The sequence below is a fragment of the Ruegeria sp. BHSA162 genome (assembly GCF_059613385.1).
Window position 1 is genome coordinate 1 of the sequence record NZ_JBXWSK010000058.1, and the last position, 20,522, is coordinate 20,522.

Here is a 20,522-nt window from a genome sequence, read left to right on the forward strand (position 1 = left end):
CTTTGGTCGCCTGGCCAACACGCACACGCAAAACCCGCCAGGACATTGCCGCTGGTTCTTGTGGCGCCCCTTGCCGTAGCCGTGGCCACGCCGCCCTCACAACCGTTTGGCCGGGTCGAACACCTGCTGCCACCGCTGTGCATAGCGGGATCTATCAGCCTTGGGCGCAAGGACAGGAACCACCGGAGGCGTACCCGCCAGAACCGCCTCGATCGAGTTGCGCCACGCCTTGGGATCGGACCCGCACGGGATCACGCCGCTTGCCCCGATCCGGTCACGCAGACCGTCGACCATGCTGACGATGACCGGACGCCGCGCCGCGCGCGCCTCATCCGCCACCAGCCCGTAGGCCTCCCATCGCGAGGGCATCGCCACCACGTCCACGACCCGATAGGCTTCGGCCGGGTCGTCGGCGTGGCCCCGAAACTCGATCCGCCGGTCACCTGCGGCCAAGGCTGCAAGGCGGTCGCGCTGGCTGCCTTCACCAAAGATCACAAGCCGTGCATCGGGGTTGGGGCACATGCGAAATCCTTCGATCAGCAGATCGAAGCCTTTCTGCGGCTCGAGCCGTCCGATCGCACCGATGACCCGGGCCGCCTCGACCGGCCCGGCTGCGCGCGCAACTGCGCTCAGGTCAACCTGCGGCGAGATCACGCTCAGCTTGGATGCGGGCGCCAACCGACGTTCCGCCATCCAACCGGCCTGCGCCCTGCTGACGGCGATGACCTGATCGAACAACGAATAGGTCACGCGCAGCATCGCAAAGAACCGCCGCTTGTGCGGCACGTTCAAGGCGGTGAAAGACCGAGTATAGCTGTGTTCGACATGCACCAACCGCGTGGTGGGATGCATCGCCCGCAAGGCCGAGAAAGCCGGCAGGCAACGCCAGCCGGGGGCGATGTGGCACACGATGACATCCGCGTCGAAACTGCCCCAGCTGAAGGCGGTCCGCTTGACCGGGCGAACCTCTTGGTGGACTTCATCGGCCAGTTCGGGCAGCTGCGCAAGATGGTCGAGCATACGCATGACCCCACCGGCCGTGGTGTCATCAACAAGGTGAAGAACGGTGATCTTGGACATTTGGAAACCTCGGTTCAGATGGAAGTCTGGCGGCGCATGAGGCGACCGGCTTGAACAACAGGCGCCGGCCCGACCGCGCGCAGGGCTGCAGCCGCGATGATGGTGGTCAGCGTTTTGGCGGGTTCTTCGATCAGGGGCCGGGCGCTGGTTGAAACCGACCGCTGCGCAAGCTCCCAAGCCTTGTGCGCATCCAGATTGCTGACCGCGCGGCGCGCAAGATAGCGCAGCTGATAGGCGCGCGCCGCCGCCTCGTGCCGGGCAAAAAATTCGGGGTTCAGCGGACGCAGCTTGTCAACCATCCGCTCCCACGCCTGCAACTGCCGGTCCAAGGCCGCCGACAGGCCCGTCGCATGGATCCGGTAGCGGGTCAGCAACCCCGGTACGCCTCCGATTTGCCAATCCGTCGTCAGCATCAGCCGCAGCCAGCATTCGATGTCCTCGGACTGACGAAAGGTTTCGTCAAAGACCCAGTCGCGCTTGGTTTCGAACGCCGGTCGGTAGGCCAGATCGAGCAAGGCGGATTTGCGCATCACCGCTGCTGATCCATTGCCGATCGGGTTGCGTTTCAGGACATGTGCCGCCGTCACGTCCCGCAGGCGCGGCGACTGGCGGACGCGCATCAACCGACCACCCTCGTCGACCATGGCACTGCCGGAATAGCTGATCGCAACGTCGGGTTCGGCCTGCAGGTGGCGCACATGGGTGACCAGCTTTTCGGGCAGCCACAGATCGTCGGCGTCGCAAAAGCCAACGAACTCTCCCCGCGCGGCCGCGATGCCGGTATTGCGCGCCCCGGCGAGGCCGCGGTTTTCCTGCCGGATCACCCGCACTTTTGGGTCGGTCGCATGGGCGCGGGCAATGGCGGGTGTTTCGTCCTGCGAGCCGTCATCCACGATGATGATTTCGAAATCATCATGGGTCTGCGACAGAAGCGAGGCCAGAGTCTCGGCCAGGGTCGCGGCGGTGTTGTAGGCGGGAACGATGATGGATGCCTGGGGCATTTTGGGTCTCCTGGTTGGGATCAGCGGGCAAACAGCGCTTGACGGATCGGGCGGGGCAGGGCGGGGGCCAGTGCCGCGCCAAGTGCAGTGGGTACACCGCGGCGGATTGGGTTGAGAAAGCTGCGCGCGCTCAGCGCCAGTCCGGCGCGGGCATAGGCGCGGGCCATCGACGGTTCCGCGCCCAGACGTAGCGCGCGCCGGGCCAGATACCGCAAATAGATCGCCTCGGACGCGGGCGACGGCGCGACGCCGTAGCGGGCCGCCGTTGCAACCGCCCGTGCGCGCCCGGCCCGCATCGCCTCGAGGTCCGAAGACAGACCGCTGCCGCTGGTCCGGTACCAGACCTGCAGGCGATCAACCCCGGTGATCACGTGGCCTTCGCCCGCCAAGCGGATCAGCAGCTCGAGATCTTCGTTGTGGACCGCTGCCGGGCTCAACCCGCCGACGGCAGCGAACACCTGGCGGCGCACTGCAAGGTTCGACATCGTGCACACCGCATTTTCCGCCAGCAGGTCCGGAATGGTCAGCGGATCGGTGGGAACCGTCGAGCGCGTCGGACAATCGCCGGGGGTTTCGGAAAAGAACCCGATCTGGCCATAGGCCGCATCAATGCTGGTATCCGCAAACAACCGGTCCAGTTGGGCCAGCTTGTGGGTGACCCACAGGTCATCCGCGTCGCAGAACGCGAGGATGTCGCCCGAGGCCACTGCCGCACCATGGTTGCGCGCAGAGCTGGGACCGCGATTAGGATTGGCCTCAACCCGCACCCGGGTGTCCCGCGCGCAGAATTGCCGGACAGCTTCGGTCGTCTGGCGCGAGGGCTTGTCGCCCACGCAGATGAGTTCGAAATCGGCAAAGCTCTGCCCCAGCAGGCTGTTCAGGGTGGCGGCAATGGTTGCCGCGTCATTGTGGAAGGGAACGATGATGGAAAACCGGGTCATTGGGCGCGCGCCTCCTGAGTGATTGCAAAACCCCGCGGCAGCAGCGTCCAGGATGCGGCCAGCATGATGGCGCTGCAGGTGCAGACATACCCGACGGCGACGGGCAACAGGCCCAGCGGCGCCATCAGGGCCGTGTTGGCGATCAGGCCCACGGCCAGAACCGTGCTGACCCGCAATTCCGTGACGGGGCGGTTTTCCGACCGCAGCCATCCGGCGACCGCCGACCAGATCACCGTCGGCAGGGCCGCCAGGCACAGAACCGACACCACCGGGGCGATCTCGGCCCAGCCCTGTCCCAGAAGCAGCGGCACATAGACCGGGGCCAGCGCCGCCTGCAGCAAAACCAGCGGCGTCAGGATCAGCAGCGACAGGCCCAGCCCGTGGCGCAGCGCCCCATGCTTGTCCTCGGCCGCGCACAGATGCGGGAACAGAACGACCGAGAAGGCTTGCGTGAACGAAGTGGCCAGCCCAAGCCCCGCATTGAAAGCCATGAAATAGATGCCAAGCGCCTCTGCGCCCATCATCGCGCCCACCACCAGCTTGTCTGCCTGCAGGCGCAGAACCTTGACCAGTTCGACGCCCAGAACGGCCCAGCCGTAGACCACGAAAGGTTTCAAGGCTGCAAACCCGGCCTGACGATCAGGCGACCACCGACGCAGGCGGCGCATCAGCACCAGCCAGACAGGTGCAGTCAGCAGGCGCGGAAGGACCAGCGCCAGGGGCGAAGCCCAGACCACCGCCAGCAGCGCCGTCAGGGCGTTGGCCCCCACGACTTGCCCGCCGGCGATCGCGGCGGTCTGCTGCAGCTTGCCCTCGCGCATTGCCAGTGCGGCCTGAACCAGGCCCGCCGGCATGAACAGGTATTCCCCGGCCAGCACCGCCAGCAGCATCGCCAGCATGGTGTGGCCCATGATGAACAGCGCCGCCGCGACCGCCAGTTGCAGCAGGCACAGCCCCGCGCACCAGACCCAGAAGATGCGGTGCGCCGTGTTGCACCGCCGCGCCAACTCCTCGGACGGAGCCTGAATGATACGCTGGTTCACCCCATTCTCGGTCAGCGCCTTGAGGATGTCGCCCGCCGCCAGAGCTGCTGCGGCCAGACCGATCGCTTCGGGGCTGAGGGTACGGGCAACGGCCACCACGACGACCAGGCGCGACGCCTTGGCCGCCACTTCGGAGGCGGTGTAGGCCAAAAGATGCTGTAGGAACCCTGATCGTGCAAAGCTGTGCGTCATGACGCCGTTATCCCGAAAAACAGTTGTTGGTTCTGTTGTACGGGTGGCCAGGGTCTGTGTCCCGGACGCGGTCGGACGGGGCAGGGGACCGTTCGGAGAGGGACCTATCCGAATGGGACAAACCGCCATCCCGATGCCGGACTGACGCAGGGCGCGCGGCGCGGTTTATCTTCTGTGACAGATCAGGAGATGAAAATGACCATGAATTTCAAGACCTTCCTTATTACGGCCGTCAGCGCCTCAACCCTGCTGGGGTGCAGCAGCATGCAGACCCCGCGCAACATCGAAGCCGTATCGCGCGGCGAAAGTTATCAGGCGCAATATCGCGAACCCGGTCGTCGGCGGGGCGATACGCAATTGCTGCAGGCCGCCGCGATGAACGGCCAGACCTGCATGCCGCAGGCCGGCGATCACGGCGCAAATACCTATGCGAAATGGTCGCAACCGGCGCTCAGCCCCTTGCTGGGCGAGAAAATGTCGCGCAACGACATGGTCCAGATCACCATCGAAGGGGACGACCTGCTGAGCGACGCTTATGTCGTTTCGCGTGACGGAGACCTCAAGCTGCCCTACCTGCCGCCCGTGCGCGCCCAGGGCCGCACCACCGAGCAAGTCGAACAAGAGGTGGCCCGCGTTCTGGTTGCGGCCCAGTTCTATGACGCCGAACCCCGCGTGACCGTGCGAGTCAGCGATTTCGCCTCAGTGACAGTGGGTGTCCGCGGCGCGGTGTTCGAGCCGCACTCGGTCGAGATCGGCGGAGTTCCGGGCGACTCCCTTGACCGTCGGCGCCAGGGCGCGCTGGGGGCCTCGACCGAGGGCCGCAACCTTTCGGTGGCGCTGCGGGCCGCGGGCGGGGTGCGGCCGGATGCCGATCTGTCAGCGGTCGAACTGCACCGCCAGGGGCGCATCTATCGCATGGATCTGCGCGGCGTGTTCGAAGGATCGGACCCGACCGACATCATGCTGCTGACCGGCGACCAGATCGTGGTCAACAGCCGCGGCTGCTTCCAGGACGCGCTGATGCGCCCCAGCCCGATCAGCCCGCCCGGCGTGACGCTATACATGTCGAACCTGACCCAACCGGCCGCGGGCAATGCAGAATCCGCCATCGGGCGCGACGTGCGTGAAGTGCCTTATGGCACCCGTTTCCTGCAGGCCGTGGTCGACAGCAACTGCGTCGGCGGGTCGAAGACGACAAACGCCAACCGCAGCGCAGTGTTGTTCACGCGCAACCCAGTGACCGGATCCTCGGTCGTGATCGAGCGCAATATCGAAAAGCTGCTGCGGCGCGGAGACCGTGACGACTTCGACCCCTATGTTCTGCCAGGTGATGCCGTGGCCTGTTACGACAGCAAGGTCACCGGAGTGACCGAAATCGCCCGGTCGCTGGGCATCGTCGGGGCCGCCGCGCTGCTCATCCCTTGATCGCACCGGGGGCGGGCAACGCAGCCTTTGCCCGCTCCCAAACCTCGGGCAGACCGTTCAACAGAAGGGCGACCTGCTGACGTTCTGCTGATTTTGCGGCCATCTCGATCGCAATCAGCGCATCGCGGAACCCCATCGCACCAAAGGTCGCCGCGCTTCCCGCCAGCCTGTGACACTCCTGCGCGACCTGGTCCAGATCTGCTTCACCGGCCTCCAACTGGGCAAGCTGAGCGACGACGGCATCCCCTTCGGACAGGTATTTGGCAAGCAACCGGTCAAAGACGTCGGCGCCGAGGCTGGCGCGCAGATCGCCGATATGATCCGTTTCGTCCTCGGACCGGGTCGAAGCTCCGGGGTTGGTGACCACCGACAAGGCTTTGCGCAAGGCATCCAGGGCAATCGGCTTGCCGACAAAGGCGGTCATACCGGCAGCGCGGAACGCGTCGACCGCATCAGGCAGCACGTTGGCCGAAACGGCAATGATCGGTATCTCCGCCGAAGGCCCGCCCCCGCTGCGGATGTGGCGCGTGGCCGTCGGACCGTCCATGACCGGCATGCTGATATCCATCAGGATCACGTCGAACCGATGCGCTGCCGCCGCGTCCACGCCCAGTTGGCCGTTCTCGGCAACCGTCACCCGGTGACCGTCCAGTTTCAGCATGTTGCAGATCACTTCGCGGTTGATCTCGTTGTCTTCGACCACCAGCACGTCCAACGGCTGGGCGTGCTGAACGTCTGGCTGGTCGCCGTCAACGTTGGCGTCCAATTCCGCGTCCTGCAGCGGCAGACGAACCCAGAACACGCTGCCCTCGCCGGGCGCGCTTTCAACGCCGATCTCGCCGCCCATGGCCCGAGCAAACCGACGTGCGATGCCCAGGCCCAGACCGGTGCCCCCGGTGGCCCGACCGATGCTTGGATCGCTGGTGTGAAAATCGTCAAAGATGACGTCGACCTCATCCGGGCCGATACCGATACCCGTGTCGATGATGCGGAATTCAAAGATGTTGGCACCGGCAGAGGCGCCAGGCTCGGTCATTTCAACCTCGATCGAGATCCGGCCGTTTTCGGTGAACTTGATGGCATTGCCCACAAGGTTCAGAAGAATCTGCCGCAACCTTTGGGCATCGGCGGCAACACAGGGGCGCGCCTCGCCCACCCACTGCCACGAGATGGAGTTCCCCCGCGAGGCAGCGTTGCCGCTTTGACCGTCAACAATCTCTTGCAGGATGTCGTTCAGGTTCGAGGGCTGCAACGCCACCGACAGTTTCCCGGCCTCGAACCGGGCGATGTCCAGAACGGTGTCGACGTGGCTCAGGAGGATCTGGCCCGAGATTTCCATGTTCTCGACAAACCGTGCCTGTTCCCGGGTCGTGCGGGTGTTTTTCAGCAGCGTGAGGTTGCCCAGCAGCCCGTTCAGCGGCGTGCGGATCTCGTGGCTCATCACGGTCAGGAAATCGGCCTTGGCCTTTTCGCCGGCAAGGGCCTGGTCGCGGGCATGGATCAGTTCCTGCTGCGCCGCCACCTGCTGCGAGATGTCGCGGACAAAGCCGATGACGATTTCCTGATCGCCTGCCCGGGCCGATTGCAGCGCCAGTTCGACCGGGAACTGCTCGCCATCCGCGCGCATCGCTTCCAACTGGACACGGCCTTTGCCGACGACATGACGTTCTCCACCAGACTGCATGCGCACCATGCCGGCGCGATGTGCCTCACGCAGATGCGGCGGCACGATCAGGTCACCGATCGAGCGCCCCCGGGCCTGATCCGCCGTATAGCCGAATATTGCCTCGGCGGCTGGGTTGAACTCGATCACGTCGCCCTTGGCATCGACCACGATCACCCCGTCCAACGAGGTGGAGAGGATCGTATTCATCCGTTCATTCGCCTGCCGCAGGGCCCGGCCGCGCCGCGTGGCGCGTCGGTTGACCACCAGAAGATAGGCGCTGACGGCGCCCAGGGTCAGAAGCAAGGCCCCCGACAGAATCGCCAGCCGCAGCAGGTTTGCCGCCGTCTGGATGCGCTGCTGGTCCGACTCGGTGGCAAAATACGAGATGCCCGAAACGGCCAACGTGCGGACATGCGGACCGATCTCAAGGGCGGCGCGTTTCAGATCGTCCAGTTTTTCGGACAGCTCCGCATCCGGCGCGTCGATCAAGGGGATCGCGGCGTTCAGGTGCCGGGTCACCCGCTCCAACGGCAGGCGGAACCGGTCATCCTGGCGCAAAGGCTGGAACACGCGGGATTGGGCCAGCGTATCGACACGGCTGTAAAACAGATCGAACCGCCGGCGCACCAGATCCAACGTGCCATTCTCCGCGTCCTGCGCCGCCGACGCGGTTTCCAGAGCATTCAGGTAGGACAGATAGTCGACCTCGACCTGCGACAGCGTCCATTGGACATTGTCCGAAGGCGCCGCTCGCCGGTCGTTGAAATCGGTAAACACCTGCGCCGACAGCCACGCCACCGTGACCAGACCCAACAAAACGCCGAAGCCGATGAGCCCGAAGACCCATCGGCGGCGCAAAACCTGCGTATCGGTATCGCTCAATCCGAGCCTCATCGATTGTTCACTGCGCTTTACTCATTACTGCACTCATTCCGGTTGCAAGCTATTTAACGACCTCAAGACGATCGAGTTGCCAGATGCTGCGCGAATAGGTCACCTCGGTCTGGTATTTCGGGTCGCTGTCATAGGGGTAGACGATCCACAGCGGGCCCTTCTGCCGACGCGACATCTCGGCGCCGTCCATCTCATAGGCCACAATCGGGTCGCTTTCGGTGACCGAGTCCATGGGGATTTCGACCGCATAGTCGTTGATCGCCGTGGCGCGGATCATGCTTCCATCGGCACCGACTGCTTGTAACACCACCGACAAGGGCACGCCGACAAAGGTGTTTTCACCTTCGGTCCAGATCGTCGAGGTCGCAAATGTCCGTGCGGGCAAGGCTTTCAACATGTCCATGTCGAACCGCGCACCATCCTCGGCTCCGGACTGGGTCAGGTTGCCGGTGATCGTCAGAACCACCTCTCCGGCGGGTTCGGCCAGATCCTGAGCCTGTGCCTGGCCCAAGGTCAGAACCATTGCCAGGGCTGCAAATAAAATCCGCATGTCATTCTCCTCGTGTCCAATTGCAAAAGATCAGAAAGCGTGACCGGGCAACAGACGGGCATCGGGATAAGCACCTATCCGAACGGATAGGTGCCCGCCGTTACGCGGCCGGGCGCAGGTGGCCCATGCGCTGTGCCATGATCCGTTCAAACCCTTCGCGCAGCTCTGACCGCTGCAGGGCAAAAACCGCGGTGGCCTCAAGATATCCGGCAACCGAGCCGCAGTCGAAACGTTCACCCGCGAAGGCGTAGCCCAAGCAGCCAGCGGTTTCGATATCCGCAGCGATGGCGTCGGTCAGCTGGATTTCATTTCCGGCACCCGGTGCCTGGCCGGCCAGACGATCAAAGATCGACGGCTGCAGGATATACCGCCCGACGATGCCGTAGTTCGATGGCGCCTGCGCGGGGCTGGGCTTTTCGACCAGGCCGCGCAGCTTTTGCACACGGCCGGCCTGCAGGGCGATATCGACCACCCCGTAGGACCCGATCCTGTCGGACGGCACGGATTGGGTCGCAACCATGTGGCCGCTTTGGTCACAATAGCTTTGGACCATCTGTGACAGGGCCGGGCGTCGGGCGCTGATGACGTCATCGGGCAGGATCACCGCAAACGGCTCATTGCCCACGCACTCGCGCGCCAGCGACACGGCATGGCCCAATCCACGGGGCGCGTCCTGCCGGACAAAGCAGTATTTGCCATCCTCCAGATCGGCGCAGCGCAGGTTGTTCAACAGCTCGGTCTTGCCACCTTCCTGCAACTTGCGTTCAAGCGCCGTATTCCGCCCGAAATAGGCCTCAAGCGCGGTTTTCTCGGGTGACGTGATGAAGATGAATTCTTCAATCCCGGCCGCGCGCGCCTCGTCGACGGCATATTGGATCAGCGGGCGGTCGATCAGGGGCAGCATTTCCTTGGCCACGGTCTTGGTCGCGGGCAGAAACCTTGTGCCCAGTCCGGCGACAGGAAAGACGGCTTTGCGAATCTCGGTCATATCAATTCTCCTTGGGTTTTCTCAGTAGGCGCCGCGGCCGGACACGACGGCCCGCACGGTCATGGCAATCAGCATCAGATCCAGAAGGGCCGAGCGGGACCGCACATAGGCCGTGTCCAGGTCGATCATCCGGTCAAAGTCGATGGCAGCCCGGCCCGACACCTGCCAGAGGCCGGTGATCCCGGGGCGGACGGCCAAGCGTTCAAGCGCGCGGGGCGGGTATTTGGCGACCTCCTCGGGCAGGGCAGGCCGCGGTCCGACGATCGACATGTCGCCCTTCAACACGTTGAGGATCTGCGGCAGCTCATCCAGCGAAAAGCGGCGCAGAACCTTGCCCACCCGTGTGACACGCGGATCGTGACGGGCCTTGAAGCACACGCCTGCGCGGTCGGACTGCGCCAGGAGGCTTGCCCTTTGCGCTTCGGCGTCTGTGGTCATCGAGCGGAACTTGTAGACGGTGAAAGGCACCCCGTTCCTTCCCACCCGTGTCTGCCGGAACAGGGCCGGGCCGCGGCTGTCCAGCCGGACAAAGGCGGCAATGGCCAGCATCGGCAGGGCCAGAACCGTCATGGCCGCCAGCGCGACGGTCAGGTCAAGAATACGGCTGGGCGTCAGCCCGCCAAGAACCTGGGCGACGCACCGTCCCAGAAATTCGAAATTTCCGATCAGATAGCGGCGGGCCATGCGGCGTGGCTCCATCGCCAACCGCCACGCCCATTCCATCCGAACCCGCCGTACGATCCCGGGCGCCCGCCGGACGTTGCCCGCCAGAAAGTCGAACAACGCGCCGACACCCAGCACCAGGTTCGGGTTCAGCCGTGCGCGGTGCCGCGCAATCCACAGTTCTTGCAACGGAACGCCCATGGCCACCAGCAGGATGTCTGCGCCGGACTGGTTGATCTCGTCCAAGGCTTCGTCCGTCCGTTCGATGCCCCCAAACCCGTCGCGGCAACCGGCAATCCTCAGGCCGGGCGCCATGTCTTGCAGGCGCGCTGCCGCGGCCTGTGCGGTGCCGGGCGTTCCGCCCAGCAGATAGACCGTCTGGCCCAGCTTGGCCGCGCGCCGGACCAGGCGCGGGACAAAGTCGGTTCCGTTCAAGTTCTCGGCCAGGTGTTCGCCCTGCATCGCGGCGGCAAGCTCGACCCCGATCCCGTCGGGCAGGACGAGGTCGGCTTGCGTCAGGGCTGCTCGATATTGGTCATTCTTTGCCCGGACATTTGCGCAATGGGCGTTCAGGAAAAAGACGGTCCGGCGGTGACCATCCAAAAGCGTGGTGATGACCGGCCCGGATTCTGCATTCACTACCGGCTGCCCGAGGATTTTGGTGATCGGCAGCGCGGTGCCGGGCGTGGTGTGTGCGCCGTCGAAAAGGGCGTGAGCGGCTTGAAAGTGCATGGAACTCTCCGAACATGAACTGAACTAATGCCCTGATCCTGCCCGTTGTGCCGGCACCGCAACAGACGAGCATCGGGAGAGCGCGCGGAGAAATCGGCTGACTGACACGGCCCGGATGCGGCACCGCGTGGACATCCGACCAGCTGCTCCTATCCAATCGGGTATCTGCCTGTCCGTTCGGTAGGCTTCACCGCCAATCATCAATGGTTTATTAACCTTTTCAGGTCTGGGTGGAGGCACATGGAGTTCATTGATGAAAGTTCTTATCGCCGACGATCACGAACTGGTTCTGGACACGCTCGTCGCCTTCATCGAGGCCGCAGGCGGGATCGAGCCCACCACGGCGCCGGATTTTGCGTCCGCAATGGCCAAGATCGAATCCGAAGGTCCGTTTGATCTGGTTCTGCTGGATCTGAACATGCCGGGCATGAACGGGCTGAGCGGGTTGGAAACCTGCATTGGCATGGATCGCGCGCGGCATGTGGCGCTGTTCACCGGCGATGCCTCGCGCGATCTGGCTGAACGTGCGCTCGAGCTGGGGGCAGCCGGGTTCGTGCCCAAGACCCTGCCGGCCAAGTCTCTGGTAAACGCCATCCGTTTCATGGCCATGGGTGAGCAATATCTGCCCGTCGGTTTCATGAGCGCCGAGCAGCCGAACGACGCGCACCCGATGGCCAAGAAACTGACCGAGCGCGAACGCCAGGTCCTCAAAGGTCTGACCGAGGGCAAGTCGAACAAGGAGATCGCCCGCGATCTGGACCTGTCCGAGCCCACGATCAAGCTGCATGTGAAAACGCTGTACCGCAAAGTGGGTGTCAGCAACCGTACCCAGGCCGCAATGGCCGCGCGCGAGGCGGGCCTGTTCTGACCCGCGCCCATCCTTTCGGATAGGGGGCCTGTCCCAACCCGCCCCGGCCTAACCCCTTGCGCAGCGGACAGCCCAAGCCGCATCCGTATATCAATCCTGTAAGAGAGGATTTGATATGCCGAACCAGATTTCCGACAACCAACAAACGCTTGCGCCAAACCGCCCTTGGGACTGGGCGCGCATCAGCCGCACGGACATCCGGTCGCTGGGATGGCGCCGCGTTCTCAAGGGCGGGCGGCTGACCGATGCGGGACGGCTGCCGCGATACGTTGCGTTGTTTCTTCTGGGATCCAGCTGCATCTGGGCCCCGATCAGCGGGTATCTGGCAACCGCGCCGGTCAAATACGCATCCCACGCCTCGTTGATCCTGCCGGGGTCGGGCGCGTCGGCCTCGGTCAATCTGGCCAATATCGGGCAGGCCTCGTCCTACGCCAATTCGGCCTTTGCCAACGGGTCGATCAGCCCCACCGAAACCTACAAGCGGCTGTTATCGGCCGATCGCATTCTGGATGCGGCCGCACGCGCCGTCGGGGCTGAGCGCGATGCGTTCGGCAAGCCGCGCATCCGCCTGGTGGACCAGACCAGCTTGATCCATATCGAAATGGAGGCCGCCAGCCCGGGGGACGCGCAACGCCACGGCGATGCCCTTGTCGCTGCGTTCTTTGCCGAGATTGACGCCTTGCGCGCGGACGAGATCGCCACGCGCGAGGCCAGCAACAGCGGCGCAATCGACGCCTATCAGCGCTCGGTTCGTGAAACCCGCGCTGCGATCGAGCAGTTGCAGCGGCAGAGTGGGCTGCTCTCGGCCGCCCAATACCGTGAGCAGGTGGCCGCGAATGACCGCGCGCGCCAAACGCTGCGGGCCGAGGAAAGCACGCTGGCCCGGCAGGCCGAGCGGGTCGCGGCGCTTGAGGTCGCGCTTGATCTGCCGCCGGATGCCGCCGCGGTCACGCTGAAGCTGTACGCCGACGCGCAATACATGTCATTGCTCAAGGATGTTTCGGCCGGCGCGGCCAAGCTGGCGCAGGCCGATGCCAATTACGGGCCGCGCCATCCGGTCTATCGCGCAGCGCGGGACGAATATGAAGGCGCACGGAAGGTTGCCGTCCAAAGCGCGGCCGAGGTGACCGGCCTGTCGGTCGAGCAGCTCTCGGGTCTGGACCGCGCCCCCGAGGGAGAGCGTGCGCAGTTGCTGAGCGAGCTTGTCCGCGAAAACGCCCTGCGCGCGGGGCAGGAAAAGCACGTAAAAACCCTCGCCGCACAGGTCGCGGCCGAAACTGCGCGCCTGTCCGCGCTGGCGTCGATGGCGGCTGAACTTGAAGACCGCCAAAGGGATTTTGCCGTGGCCGAAGCCGTCTTTGCCTCGGCCATCGCCCGGTCGGAATCGAAAAAGACCGATGTCTACGCCTCGTACCCGCTGATCCAGGTGCTGGAAAATCCGTCGCTGCCGGAACGGCCGTCTTCACCTAACAAGAAGCTGTCGATCGCGGCAGGGATTGCCGCCACGTTGATGCTTCTGATCGGGCTGACGCTGGCATGGGTCCGCAACCCGCTGATCTCGCGGCTGTTGAAAGACGCAGGCGAGAACAAGGCATGAGCCAGGCCGCGCCGCAGAACCCGGCCGAGCGGCTTGTCTGGCGCGCGCTGGTCTGGACATGGCCGTTCTATGCCATCGGCGCGCTCTATGTCGTCGGGCCGGTACTGGGATGGTCCCTGGCGGGGTTGGCGGTGTTGGCTTTGTATCTGGGGCCGGCGATTCGTCCGGAGCTGCGGGCCACGGGGCCGGTTCCGGCGCTGGCTTGGCTGTGGATGGCCGGCATGTTGTTGATGCTGTTTGCACTGTGGGCCGGCCATCTGGATTGGGGGCTGGGGCTGGGCAAGACCATCAAGTCCTCGATCGGCTGGGCCAAGGGCTGGGCGCTTATTCCATTGTTCATTCTGGCCGGGGCCGTGCTGCCGATCCGGCGCGAGGTTCTGGTGCGAGGCCAGTGCAAGCTGGGGCTGTGGACCCTGTGCCTTGCGCCCCCGCTGTTGGCTGCACCTTATCTGGGCCTGCCCAGCCAGATCTTCACCTCACCGCTCAAGGCGGTCGGTGGGCCGGGCCCCGAGTATTTCTCGGTCTATCTCTACACAATCGACCCGGCCAGTTGGACGCCCCGGTGGCAGTTCTTCGCGCCGTGGTCACCATTTGCCGCCCTGCTGGGGGTATGCATGGTCCTGTTCGCGCTCGAAGAACGGCACCGGGGATGGATGGCCGTCGGGCTGAGCGCGGGTATTCTCATGATCTTGGCGTCGAAATCCCGCATGGGGCTGGTCGGGCTGGTGGCCTGCACGCTGGGGCCACGCCTTTTGCCGCTGGTGGCGCGCAGCATCGGATGGTTTCTGGTGTCGGCCGTGGCGACGGCGTCCGCGGCGTGGGGGGCCGCCGCGATCGATCTTGGCAACCAGGCACTGCAGAATTTCAAATCGGCCCGCGCCGACAGCACCCGCGTGCGCGAAACCCTGCAACGCATCGCCTATGAGCGCTGGCAATCCGACGCGGTGCTGTTTGGTCACGGAACCGTTAAGCCCGGTGCGCATTTGGTCGAGTACATGCCCATCGGAAGCCACCACACCTGGTACGGGCTTCTGTTCGTCAAGGGCATCACCGGCTTCGTGGCTTTTATTGTCCCCTTCGCCGTGCATTTCGGCGTAGTGATCACCGACGCGGTCCGCTCGGCGCGTGGACGCTTGCCGCTGGGCCTGCTGATGACCCTGCTGCTGCTGACCTTCGGCGAAAACATCGAGATCGAGGCCTATCTGCTCTGGCCGGCGCTGCTGATGCTGGGGTGCCATCTGCGCGAAATGGCAGGGACCGGTGCTCAGCCGAGCGCGTAACCGGCCCCGCGTACGGTGCGGATCGGGTCATCCCCCCCACGCACCGTCAAAGCTTTGCGTAAACGCCCGATATGCACGTCGACGGTCCGGGTATCCACGTAGATGTCGCGCCCCCAGACCCGGTCGAGCAATTGTTCGCGACTCCAGACCCGGCCTGGCTTTTCCATGAAGGTCGACAGCAGCCGGAACTCTGTCGGGCCCAGCTTGATGTCCTCGTCCGCGCGGGTCACGCGGTGCGTTTCGGCATCCAGGACGATGTCATCGTATTCCAACCGCTCGCCCACGGCTGCGGGGCGGGTCCGGCGGAACTGGGATTTGACTCGGGCCATCAGCTCGATCACCGAATAGGGCTTGGTGACATAGTCGTCGGCACCTGTCTCCAGCCCGCGCACCTTGTCGACCTCTTCGGATTTTGCCGAGAGCATGATCACCGGAATGGCACGGGTCGCGGCCGTCATCTTCAGTTGGCGGCAAATTTCGATCCCGGAAACGCCGGGCAGCATCCAGTCCAGCAGGATCAGATCGGGCGGCACTTCCTTGATCTGCAACAGCGCCTCGTCACCGGTTTCGGCCTGGCGCACGTCAAAGCCTTCGGCCTCGAGGTTGTAGCAGATGATCTCGCGCTGCGCGGGCTCGTCTTCGACGACAAGGATCGATGGCGTTGGCATCACAGGACCTCGGTGGTTTCCGTTGGTGTCTTGTCGAGGCGCGGGCGGTCATCATCAGGCAACTGCCCACTGACAAGGTAGATGGTCTGCTCCGTGATCCCGGTAGCATGATCGCCGATCCGCTCGAGGTTTTTGGCCACGAAATGCAGATGCATGCCCGGGGTGATATTGCCCGGGTTCTCCATCATATGGGTCAGCAGAGCGCGAAACACGTTATTGTACATCGCATCCACATCAGCGTCACGTTCACGGATGGCCTGGGCCTTGTCCGCGTCCCGCTGGATGAAGCAATCCAGGGCATCCGCAATCATGCTCTGCACCAGCTGGGCCTGACGCGCTATGGCCGATTTGACTTCGTCCAAACTCGCCGAGTCCGCCAGGGTCACGGCACGCTTGGCGATGTTTTTTGCATGGTCCCCACTGCGCTCGAGCTGGTTGGCGATGGTGAAGGTCGCCAGGACCACGCGCAGGTCGATGGCCGTAGGCGCGCGCCGCGCGATGATGTTGGCGCTGTCGTTCTTGACCATCTCTTCCAACTCGTCGATGGCGCGATCGGCCTTGACGGTGCGCGCGGCGAGTTCGACATCCTTGTCGCACAGTGCCCGGATCGCGTCCGACAGGCAGCTCTCGACCATCCCACCCATGCGCATCAGATGCGCCTGAACAGACTCGAGTTCCTGATCAAAAGATCGGACGATGTGCTTGTCCTTCATGGCGTCCTGGGTCATCCGATTCTCCCGGTGATGTAGGATTCCGTGCGCGGGTCTTCGGGATTGGTGAAGATGTGCCCCGTGTCCCCGTATTCCACCAAGCTGCCGAGGTGGAAGAACGCCGTTTTCTGGCTGACCCGAGCCGCCTGCTGCATCGAGTGCGTGACGATCACCACCGAGAAGTTCAGCTTCAACTCGTCAATCAGTTCCTCGACCTGGGCGGTCGCGATCGGATCCAAAGCCGAGCACGGCTCGTCCATCAACAGGACCTCGGGTTCAGTGGCAACCGCGCGCGCGATGCAAAGGCGTTGCTGCTGGCCACCGGACAGGCCGGTGCCGGGCTCGTGCAGGCGATCCTTCACCTCATCCCAGATGGCCCCACGGCGCAGGGATTTCTCAACGATCTCATCCAGATCGGCTTTGGTTCTGGCCAGTCCGTGGATCCGGGGACCATAGGCTACGTTGTCGTAGATCGACTTGGGGAACGGGTTCGGCTTCTGGAACACCATACCCACCTTGGCACGCAGCTGCACCGGGTCGATCCGTTTGTCGTAGATGTCTTCGTTGTCGATCCGGATGTCACCTTCGACCCTGCAGACGTCAATCGTGTCGTTCATCCGGTTCAGGCAGCGCAGGAACGTGGACTTGCCGCATCCGGACGGGCCGATGAAAGCGGTTACCGTCTTGTCGAGAATGTCGACGGATACGTCCTTGATTGCCTGGTTGTCGCCGTAAAAGACCTGGACGCCCTTCGCCTGAATCTTGATGGCGTCGACGGCGGTACTCGGCTCGATCTTGCTCATGTCGTTCATCATGATGACCCCTTTGCGCTTACCAGCTGCGCTCGAATTTGTTGCGAAGATAGATCGCGATTGCATTCATCGTGACCAGGAACCCCAGCAGCACCAGGATCGCGGCCGAGGTCCGGCTGACGAAGCCGCGCTCGGGGCTGTCAGCCCAGATGAAGATCTGCGTGGGTAGGGCGGTGGCACTGTCGAACGGGCCAGCCGGGGCCGAGGTGATGAACGCGTTCATCCCGATCAGCAGCAACGGAGCAGTTTCCCCCAAGGCCTGCGCCAGCCCGATGATCGTACCGGTCAGGATGCCGGGCATCGCCAGCGGCAGCACATGACCGAACACCACCTGGTGCTTGGACGCACCGATGCCCAGGGCCGCCTCGCGGATCGACGGCGGCACGGCCTTCAGCGCCGCGCGGGTGGCGATGATGATCGTCGGCATGGTCATCAGCGCCAGCGTCATGCCACCCACGAACGGGGCCGAGCGCGGCAGCCCGAACCAGCCGATGAACACCGCCAGCGCCAACAGGCCGAAAACGACCGACGGCACCGCGGCCAGGTTGTTGATGTTGACCTCGATGAAGTCACTGACCTTGTTCTTGGGCGCGAATTCCTCAAGGTAGATCGCCGCGCCGATGCCCAGCGGGAAGGAAATCACGAAACACACGAACAGCGCCCAGAACGACCCGATCAGCGCGCCCTTCAGGCCCGCCAGTTCGGGGAACCGGCTGTCGGCATTGGTGACCAGGCCGGTGTTCAGCGGCTTGCTGATCACGCCTTCGGCCTTGAGCTGATCGAACCACGCAATCTCGGCATCGTTCAAGCGGCGGTTCTGTTCGGGCGTGTCGCGGTCGATGGTGCCCTTGTTCAGCTGGTCATACGGGTCAGATACCGGCACGGTCATCGTGATGGTCTGACCAATCAGCGCAGGGTCGGCCACCACCCGGTCGCGCAGATCAAACTGCGCTCCGTTGGACAGAATGCCTGACAGGGCCTTTCGGGTAGCCCGATCGCTGGTGTCCACCTCGGGCAGCAACTCGGACAGCGAGGCTTGCAACACGTCCTTGAAACCGCCCCTCGGCAGCTTTTCGGGCTCGATCTCCTCGGGGTCGACATAGACCTCGAGCGTGATCTTGGTCTGGGTGAACGCCTGGTATCCAGATGACACCAGCGAGGCCACCAGGATGAACAGCATCAGAAATGCAAACCCAATCGCGCCCAGGCCAAGGCCCTGCAGTATCTTCTGCTTGCGGTTGCGGCGGGCTAGGCCGGCGCGCACGGCGTCGGCGGTGTCTCCGCCTTTGGGCGAGTTGTTTTGTCCTGCAGTCAGGTCAGCCATGATTCTTGGCCTCAGTCATAGGCTTCGCGGTACTTGCGCACGATGCGCAGCGCGAAGACGTTGATGATCAGGGTGACGACGAACAGCATCATGCCCAAGGCAAAGGCTGCCAGCGTCTTGGGGTTGTCGAACGAGGTGTCGCCGATCAGAAGCGTGACGATCTGCACGGTCACCGTGGTCACGCTGTCCAGCGGGTTGATGGTCAGCGAGGCGATCAGGCCCGCCGCCATCACAACGATCATGGTTTCCCCGATCGCGCGGCTGACGGCCAACAGGATGCCACCGACGATGCCAGGAATGGCAGCGGGGAACAGCACGTTCAGAACCGTCTCGGCCCGGGTTGCCCCCAAAGCCAGCGCTCCGTCGCGCAGCGATTTCGGCACGGCTGACAGGGCGTCGTCGGTAAAGGACGAGATGAACGGGATCAGCATGATGCCCATCACGCTGCCTGCGGCCAGCGCCGTGTTGGGTGACACGGGGATGCCCAACGATGCTCCGAAACTGCGCATGGCCGGGGCCACGACCAGGATCGCGAAAAAGCCATAGACCACGGTCGGCACGCCGGCCAGAATCTCCAGCACTGGCTTGGCCACCGCCCGCAATCGGTCGGGCGCGAATTCGTTCAGATAGATGGCCGACAACAGGCCCACCGGCACCGCCAGGAACAACGCGACCACGGTAATGACGATCGTGCCGAGGATGACCGGAAGCCAGCCAAAGGCACCTTCGGCCGCAATCTGGTCCTCGCGCAGAGGAATCTGCGGTTCCCAGTTCAGGCCGAAGAAGAACTCGGTGATCGGCACCATCTCGAAAAAGCGGATGGATTCGAACAGCAGCGCGGCAATGATGCCGACGGTCGTAAAGATGGCGACGGTCGAGCAGAAAATCATCAGGCCGGAAACGATGCGTTCCACACTGTGGCGGGCGCGGAATTCGACGCCGACACGCGACCGGGCAAATGCCACGATGGCCAGTGACAGAATGACAACGATCGACAGCAGAACCCATCCCGACATCTGATGCAGTTCAAGATACCGCTGGGCTGCGTCCGTCTTCCACTGTTCCGGCTCGCCGAAAATCTGACCGCGCGAGATCGACTTGATCTCGGCCAGCACCAGCTGGCGCCCGCCAGTGTCCAATCCGTCAAGGCTGCCGGCAGGCAGGCCCGACATGACCACATGGTCGATCACCGGCCCCTGCAAGATCAGCCAAAATACGATCAGCACAAAGACTGGAACCAGCGTGGACAGAAAAGAAAACAGCCCGTGATAGCCGGGCAGGGAGTGCAGGGACGTCCCATCTGCGCGCAGACCGGCCGCAGCCCGTCTGTTCAGCAAATATCCAAGGATACTGACGCCCAACAGCGCCGCAAACACGAAAGTAGTCATCTGCCCCCCAGGCACAAAAATGGGCTGCCCGGTTTCGCGGCCGGACAGCCCTGTGAATTGCAAATCTTACGACTTGGGTTCCATGTTCTGGCCGTCCAGAATTGCGTCCTGCAGCTCTTCACGGCGCTCGTCGGACAGGCCAACCAGACCACGTTCGGCCAGGTAGCCGTCGGATGCCAAAGCATCATCCGACATGTATTCTTCCAGGAACTCGTCCAGGTTCGGGATCACGCCGCGATGCGCATTCTTTACATAGAAGTACAGCGGGCGGGACACCGGATAGGATTTGTCGGCGATGGTGTCGGCATTCGGCTCGACGCCTTCGATCGTGACCGGCTTCAGCTTGTCCAGGTTCTCGTACAGGAACGAGTAGCCGAAGATGCCCACGGCGTTCGGGTCCGCCTCAAGGCGCTGAACGATCAGGTTGTCATTCTCGCCCGCTTCGACGAAGGGTCCGTCGGTACGCATGCGCGAGCAGTTTTCCTTGACCCATTTCTTGTCGAAGTCACCGCTCTTGACGAAGTCCAGCTCTTTGCAGCCTTCATGCATGGCCAGCTCGACGAACGCGTCGCGGGTGCCCGAGGTCGGCGGCGGTCCATAAGCCAGGATTTCCACGGCCGGCAGGTCGGGGTTGATTTCGTTCCAGGTCTTGTACGGGTTGTCCTTCCACTCGCCATCAACCGGCACCTGGGCGCCGAGA

18 protein-coding genes are annotated in these 20,522 nt (G+C 63.7%); 4 read left to right on the top strand and 14 right to left on the bottom strand.

Annotated elements, in window-relative coordinates; translation table 11 throughout:
* Positions 1-96: 96 nt before the first annotated feature.
* Genes AC2FM5_RS14475 through AC2FM5_RS14490 form a run of 4 tightly spaced genes read right to left on the bottom strand, consistent with a single transcriptional unit; the run spans position 97 to position 4,257 of the window.
* Positions 97-1,080, bottom strand: coding sequence for a glycosyltransferase family 4 protein (locus tag AC2FM5_RS14475; protein WP_496736414.1), 984 nt, complete (start codon positions 1,078-1,080; stop codon positions 97-99).
* Positions 1,081-1,094: 14 nt separating this feature from the next.
* Positions 1,095-2,081, bottom strand: a complete 987-nt coding sequence (locus tag AC2FM5_RS14480; protein ID WP_496736416.1) for a glycosyltransferase family 2 protein — start codon at positions 2,079-2,081, stop codon at positions 1,095-1,097.
* 20 nt (positions 2,082-2,101) lie between these two features.
* Positions 2,102-3,022, bottom strand: a complete 921-nt coding sequence (locus AC2FM5_RS14485) for a glycosyltransferase family 2 protein (protein WP_496736418.1) — start codon at positions 3,020-3,022, stop codon at positions 2,102-2,104.
* Entirely contained in the window at positions 3,019-4,257 is a 1,239-nt protein-coding gene (locus AC2FM5_RS14490; RefSeq protein ID WP_496736421.1) for an oligosaccharide flippase family protein, read from the bottom strand. Before AC2FM5_RS14490 ends, AC2FM5_RS14485 begins: the two co-directional genes overlap by 4 nt.
* Before the next feature lie 195 nt (positions 4,258-4,452).
* Between AC2FM5_RS14490 and AC2FM5_RS14495 the strand changes: the two genes are divergently transcribed.
* Positions 4,453-5,682: a polysaccharide biosynthesis/export family protein gene (locus tag AC2FM5_RS14495; protein ID WP_496736423.1), complete on the top strand. Its 1,230-nt coding sequence runs from the start codon at positions 4,453-4,455 to the stop codon at positions 5,680-5,682.
* On the opposite strand, the gene AC2FM5_RS14500 is transcribed toward AC2FM5_RS14495, so the two are convergent.
* From AC2FM5_RS14500 to AC2FM5_RS14515, 4 genes are all read right to left on the bottom strand, one after another.
* Positions 5,672-8,230, bottom strand: a complete 2,559-nt coding sequence (locus AC2FM5_RS14500; RefSeq protein ID WP_496736425.1) for a hybrid sensor histidine kinase/response regulator — start codon at positions 8,228-8,230, stop codon at positions 5,672-5,674. The genes AC2FM5_RS14495 and AC2FM5_RS14500 overlap by 11 nt on opposite strands.
* A gap of 61 nt (positions 8,231-8,291) precedes the next feature.
* A complete protein-coding gene (locus tag AC2FM5_RS14505) occupies positions 8,292-8,792 on the bottom strand; it encodes a putative pterin-binding protein (RefSeq protein WP_496736428.1) in 501 nt (166 codons plus the stop codon).
* A gap of 100 nt (positions 8,793-8,892) precedes the next feature.
* Positions 8,893-9,780, bottom strand: a complete 888-nt coding sequence (locus AC2FM5_RS14510; protein WP_496736430.1) for a UTP--glucose-1-phosphate uridylyltransferase — start codon at positions 9,778-9,780, stop codon at positions 8,893-8,895.
* A gap of 21 nt (positions 9,781-9,801) precedes the next feature.
* Positions 9,802-11,175 carry a WecB/TagA/CpsF family glycosyltransferase gene (locus tag AC2FM5_RS14515; RefSeq protein WP_496736432.1) on the bottom strand — a complete coding sequence of 458 codons (1,374 nt, stop codon included), beginning with the start codon at positions 11,173-11,175 and terminating at the stop codon, positions 9,802-9,804.
* Between the two features lie 253 nt (positions 11,176-11,428).
* Between AC2FM5_RS14515 and AC2FM5_RS14520 the strand changes: the two genes are divergently transcribed.
* The 3 genes from AC2FM5_RS14520 (at position 11,429) to AC2FM5_RS14530 (ending at position 14,920) form a co-directional block, all read left to right on the top strand.
* Positions 11,429-12,043: a response regulator transcription factor gene (locus AC2FM5_RS14520; protein ID WP_496736435.1), complete on the top strand. Its 615-nt coding sequence runs from the start codon at positions 11,429-11,431 to the stop codon at positions 12,041-12,043.
* 115 nt (positions 12,044-12,158) lie between these two features.
* Positions 12,159-13,640, top strand: coding sequence for a GumC family protein (locus AC2FM5_RS14525; RefSeq protein WP_496736437.1), 1,482 nt, complete (start codon positions 12,159-12,161; stop codon positions 13,638-13,640).
* Positions 13,637-14,920 (top strand): O-antigen ligase domain-containing protein, encoded by a 1,284-nt coding sequence (locus AC2FM5_RS14530; protein WP_170391529.1) that lies wholly within the window; start codon positions 13,637-13,639, stop codon positions 14,918-14,920. The genes AC2FM5_RS14525 and AC2FM5_RS14530 overlap by 4 nt, the downstream gene beginning before the upstream one ends.
* Here AC2FM5_RS14530 and phoB read toward each other — a convergent pair.
* The 6 genes from phoB to AC2FM5_RS14560 form a co-directional block, all read right to left on the bottom strand.
* On the bottom strand, positions 14,905-15,588 hold the full coding sequence (gene phoB, locus AC2FM5_RS14535; protein ID WP_170341606.1) for a phosphate regulon transcriptional regulator PhoB: 684 nt from the start codon (positions 15,586-15,588) through the stop codon (positions 14,905-14,907). The genes AC2FM5_RS14530 and phoB overlap by 16 nt on opposite strands.
* Positions 15,588-16,316, bottom strand: coding sequence for a phosphate signaling complex protein PhoU (gene phoU / locus AC2FM5_RS14540; RefSeq protein WP_496736440.1), 729 nt, complete (start codon positions 16,314-16,316; stop codon positions 15,588-15,590). Before phoU ends, phoB begins: the two co-directional genes overlap by 1 nt.
* The gene (gene pstB, locus AC2FM5_RS14545) at positions 16,313-17,110 is read right to left on the bottom strand and encodes a phosphate ABC transporter ATP-binding protein PstB (protein WP_093963750.1); all 798 of its coding nucleotides are present in this window, start codon (positions 17,108-17,110) and stop codon (positions 16,313-16,315) included. Before pstB ends, phoU begins: the two co-directional genes overlap by 4 nt.
* 19 nt (positions 17,111-17,129) lie before the next feature.
* The gene (gene pstA / locus AC2FM5_RS14550) at positions 17,130-18,434 is read right to left on the bottom strand and encodes a phosphate ABC transporter permease PstA (RefSeq protein WP_170341579.1); all 1,305 of its coding nucleotides are present in this window, start codon (positions 18,432-18,434) and stop codon (positions 17,130-17,132) included.
* Positions 18,435-18,445: 11 nt separating this feature from the next.
* On the bottom strand, positions 18,446-19,822 hold the full coding sequence (pstC, locus tag AC2FM5_RS14555; RefSeq protein ID WP_170407723.1) for a phosphate ABC transporter permease subunit PstC: 1,377 nt from the start codon (positions 19,820-19,822) through the stop codon (positions 18,446-18,448).
* 66 nt (positions 19,823-19,888) lie between these two features.
* The coding region (locus tag AC2FM5_RS14560) for a substrate-binding domain-containing protein (protein WP_496736444.1) at positions 19,889-20,522 on the bottom strand (634 nt) is incomplete at its 5' end.

Excerpts from the sequence above, each read along its gene's own strand:
- AC2FM5_RS14475 (WP_496736414.1), bottom strand. The coding sequence starts at position 1,080 with ATGTCCAAGATCACCGTTCTTCACCTTGTTGATGACACCACGGCCGGT.
- AC2FM5_RS14480 (WP_496736416.1), bottom strand. The coding sequence starts at position 2,081 with ATGCCCCAGGCATCCATCATCGTTCCCGCCTACAACACCGCCGCGACC.
- AC2FM5_RS14485 (WP_496736418.1), bottom strand. The coding sequence starts at position 3,022 with ATGACCCGGTTTTCCATCATCGTTCCCTTCCACAATGACGCGGCAACC.
- AC2FM5_RS14490 (WP_496736421.1), bottom strand. The coding sequence starts at position 4,257 with ATGACGCACAGCTTTGCACGATCAGGGTTCCTACAGCATCTTTTGGCC.
- AC2FM5_RS14495 (WP_496736423.1), top strand. The coding sequence starts at position 4,453 with ATGACCATGAATTTCAAGACCTTCCTTATTACGGCCGTCAGCGCCTCA.
- AC2FM5_RS14505 (WP_496736428.1), bottom strand. The coding sequence starts at position 8,792 with ATGCGGATTTTATTTGCAGCCCTGGCAATGGTTCTGACCTTGGGCCAG.
- AC2FM5_RS14510 (WP_496736430.1), bottom strand. The coding sequence starts at position 9,780 with ATGACCGAGATTCGCAAAGCCGTCTTTCCTGTCGCCGGACTGGGCACA.
- AC2FM5_RS14515 (WP_496736432.1), bottom strand. The coding sequence starts at position 11,175 with ATGCACTTTCAAGCCGCTCACGCCCTTTTCGACGGCGCACACACCACG.
- AC2FM5_RS14520 (WP_496736435.1), top strand. The coding sequence starts at position 11,429 with ATGAAAGTTCTTATCGCCGACGATCACGAACTGGTTCTGGACACGCTC.
- AC2FM5_RS14525 (WP_496736437.1), top strand. The coding sequence starts at position 12,159 with ATGCCGAACCAGATTTCCGACAACCAACAAACGCTTGCGCCAAACCGC.
- AC2FM5_RS14530 (WP_170391529.1), top strand. The coding sequence starts at position 13,637 with ATGAGCCAGGCCGCGCCGCAGAACCCGGCCGAGCGGCTTGTCTGGCGC.
- phoB (WP_170341606.1), bottom strand. The coding sequence starts at position 15,588 with ATGCCAACGCCATCGATCCTTGTCGTCGAAGACGAGCCCGCGCAGCGC.
- phoU (WP_496736440.1), bottom strand. The coding sequence starts at position 16,316 with ATGACCCAGGACGCCATGAAGGACAAGCACATCGTCCGATCTTTTGAT.
- pstB (WP_093963750.1), bottom strand. The coding sequence starts at position 17,110 with ATGAACGACATGAGCAAGATCGAGCCGAGTACCGCCGTCGACGCCATC.
- pstA (WP_170341579.1), bottom strand. The coding sequence starts at position 18,434 with ATGGCTGACCTGACTGCAGGACAAAACAACTCGCCCAAAGGCGGAGAC.
- pstC (WP_170407723.1), bottom strand. The coding sequence starts at position 19,822 with ATGACTACTTTCGTGTTTGCGGCGCTGTTGGGCGTCAGTATCCTTGGA.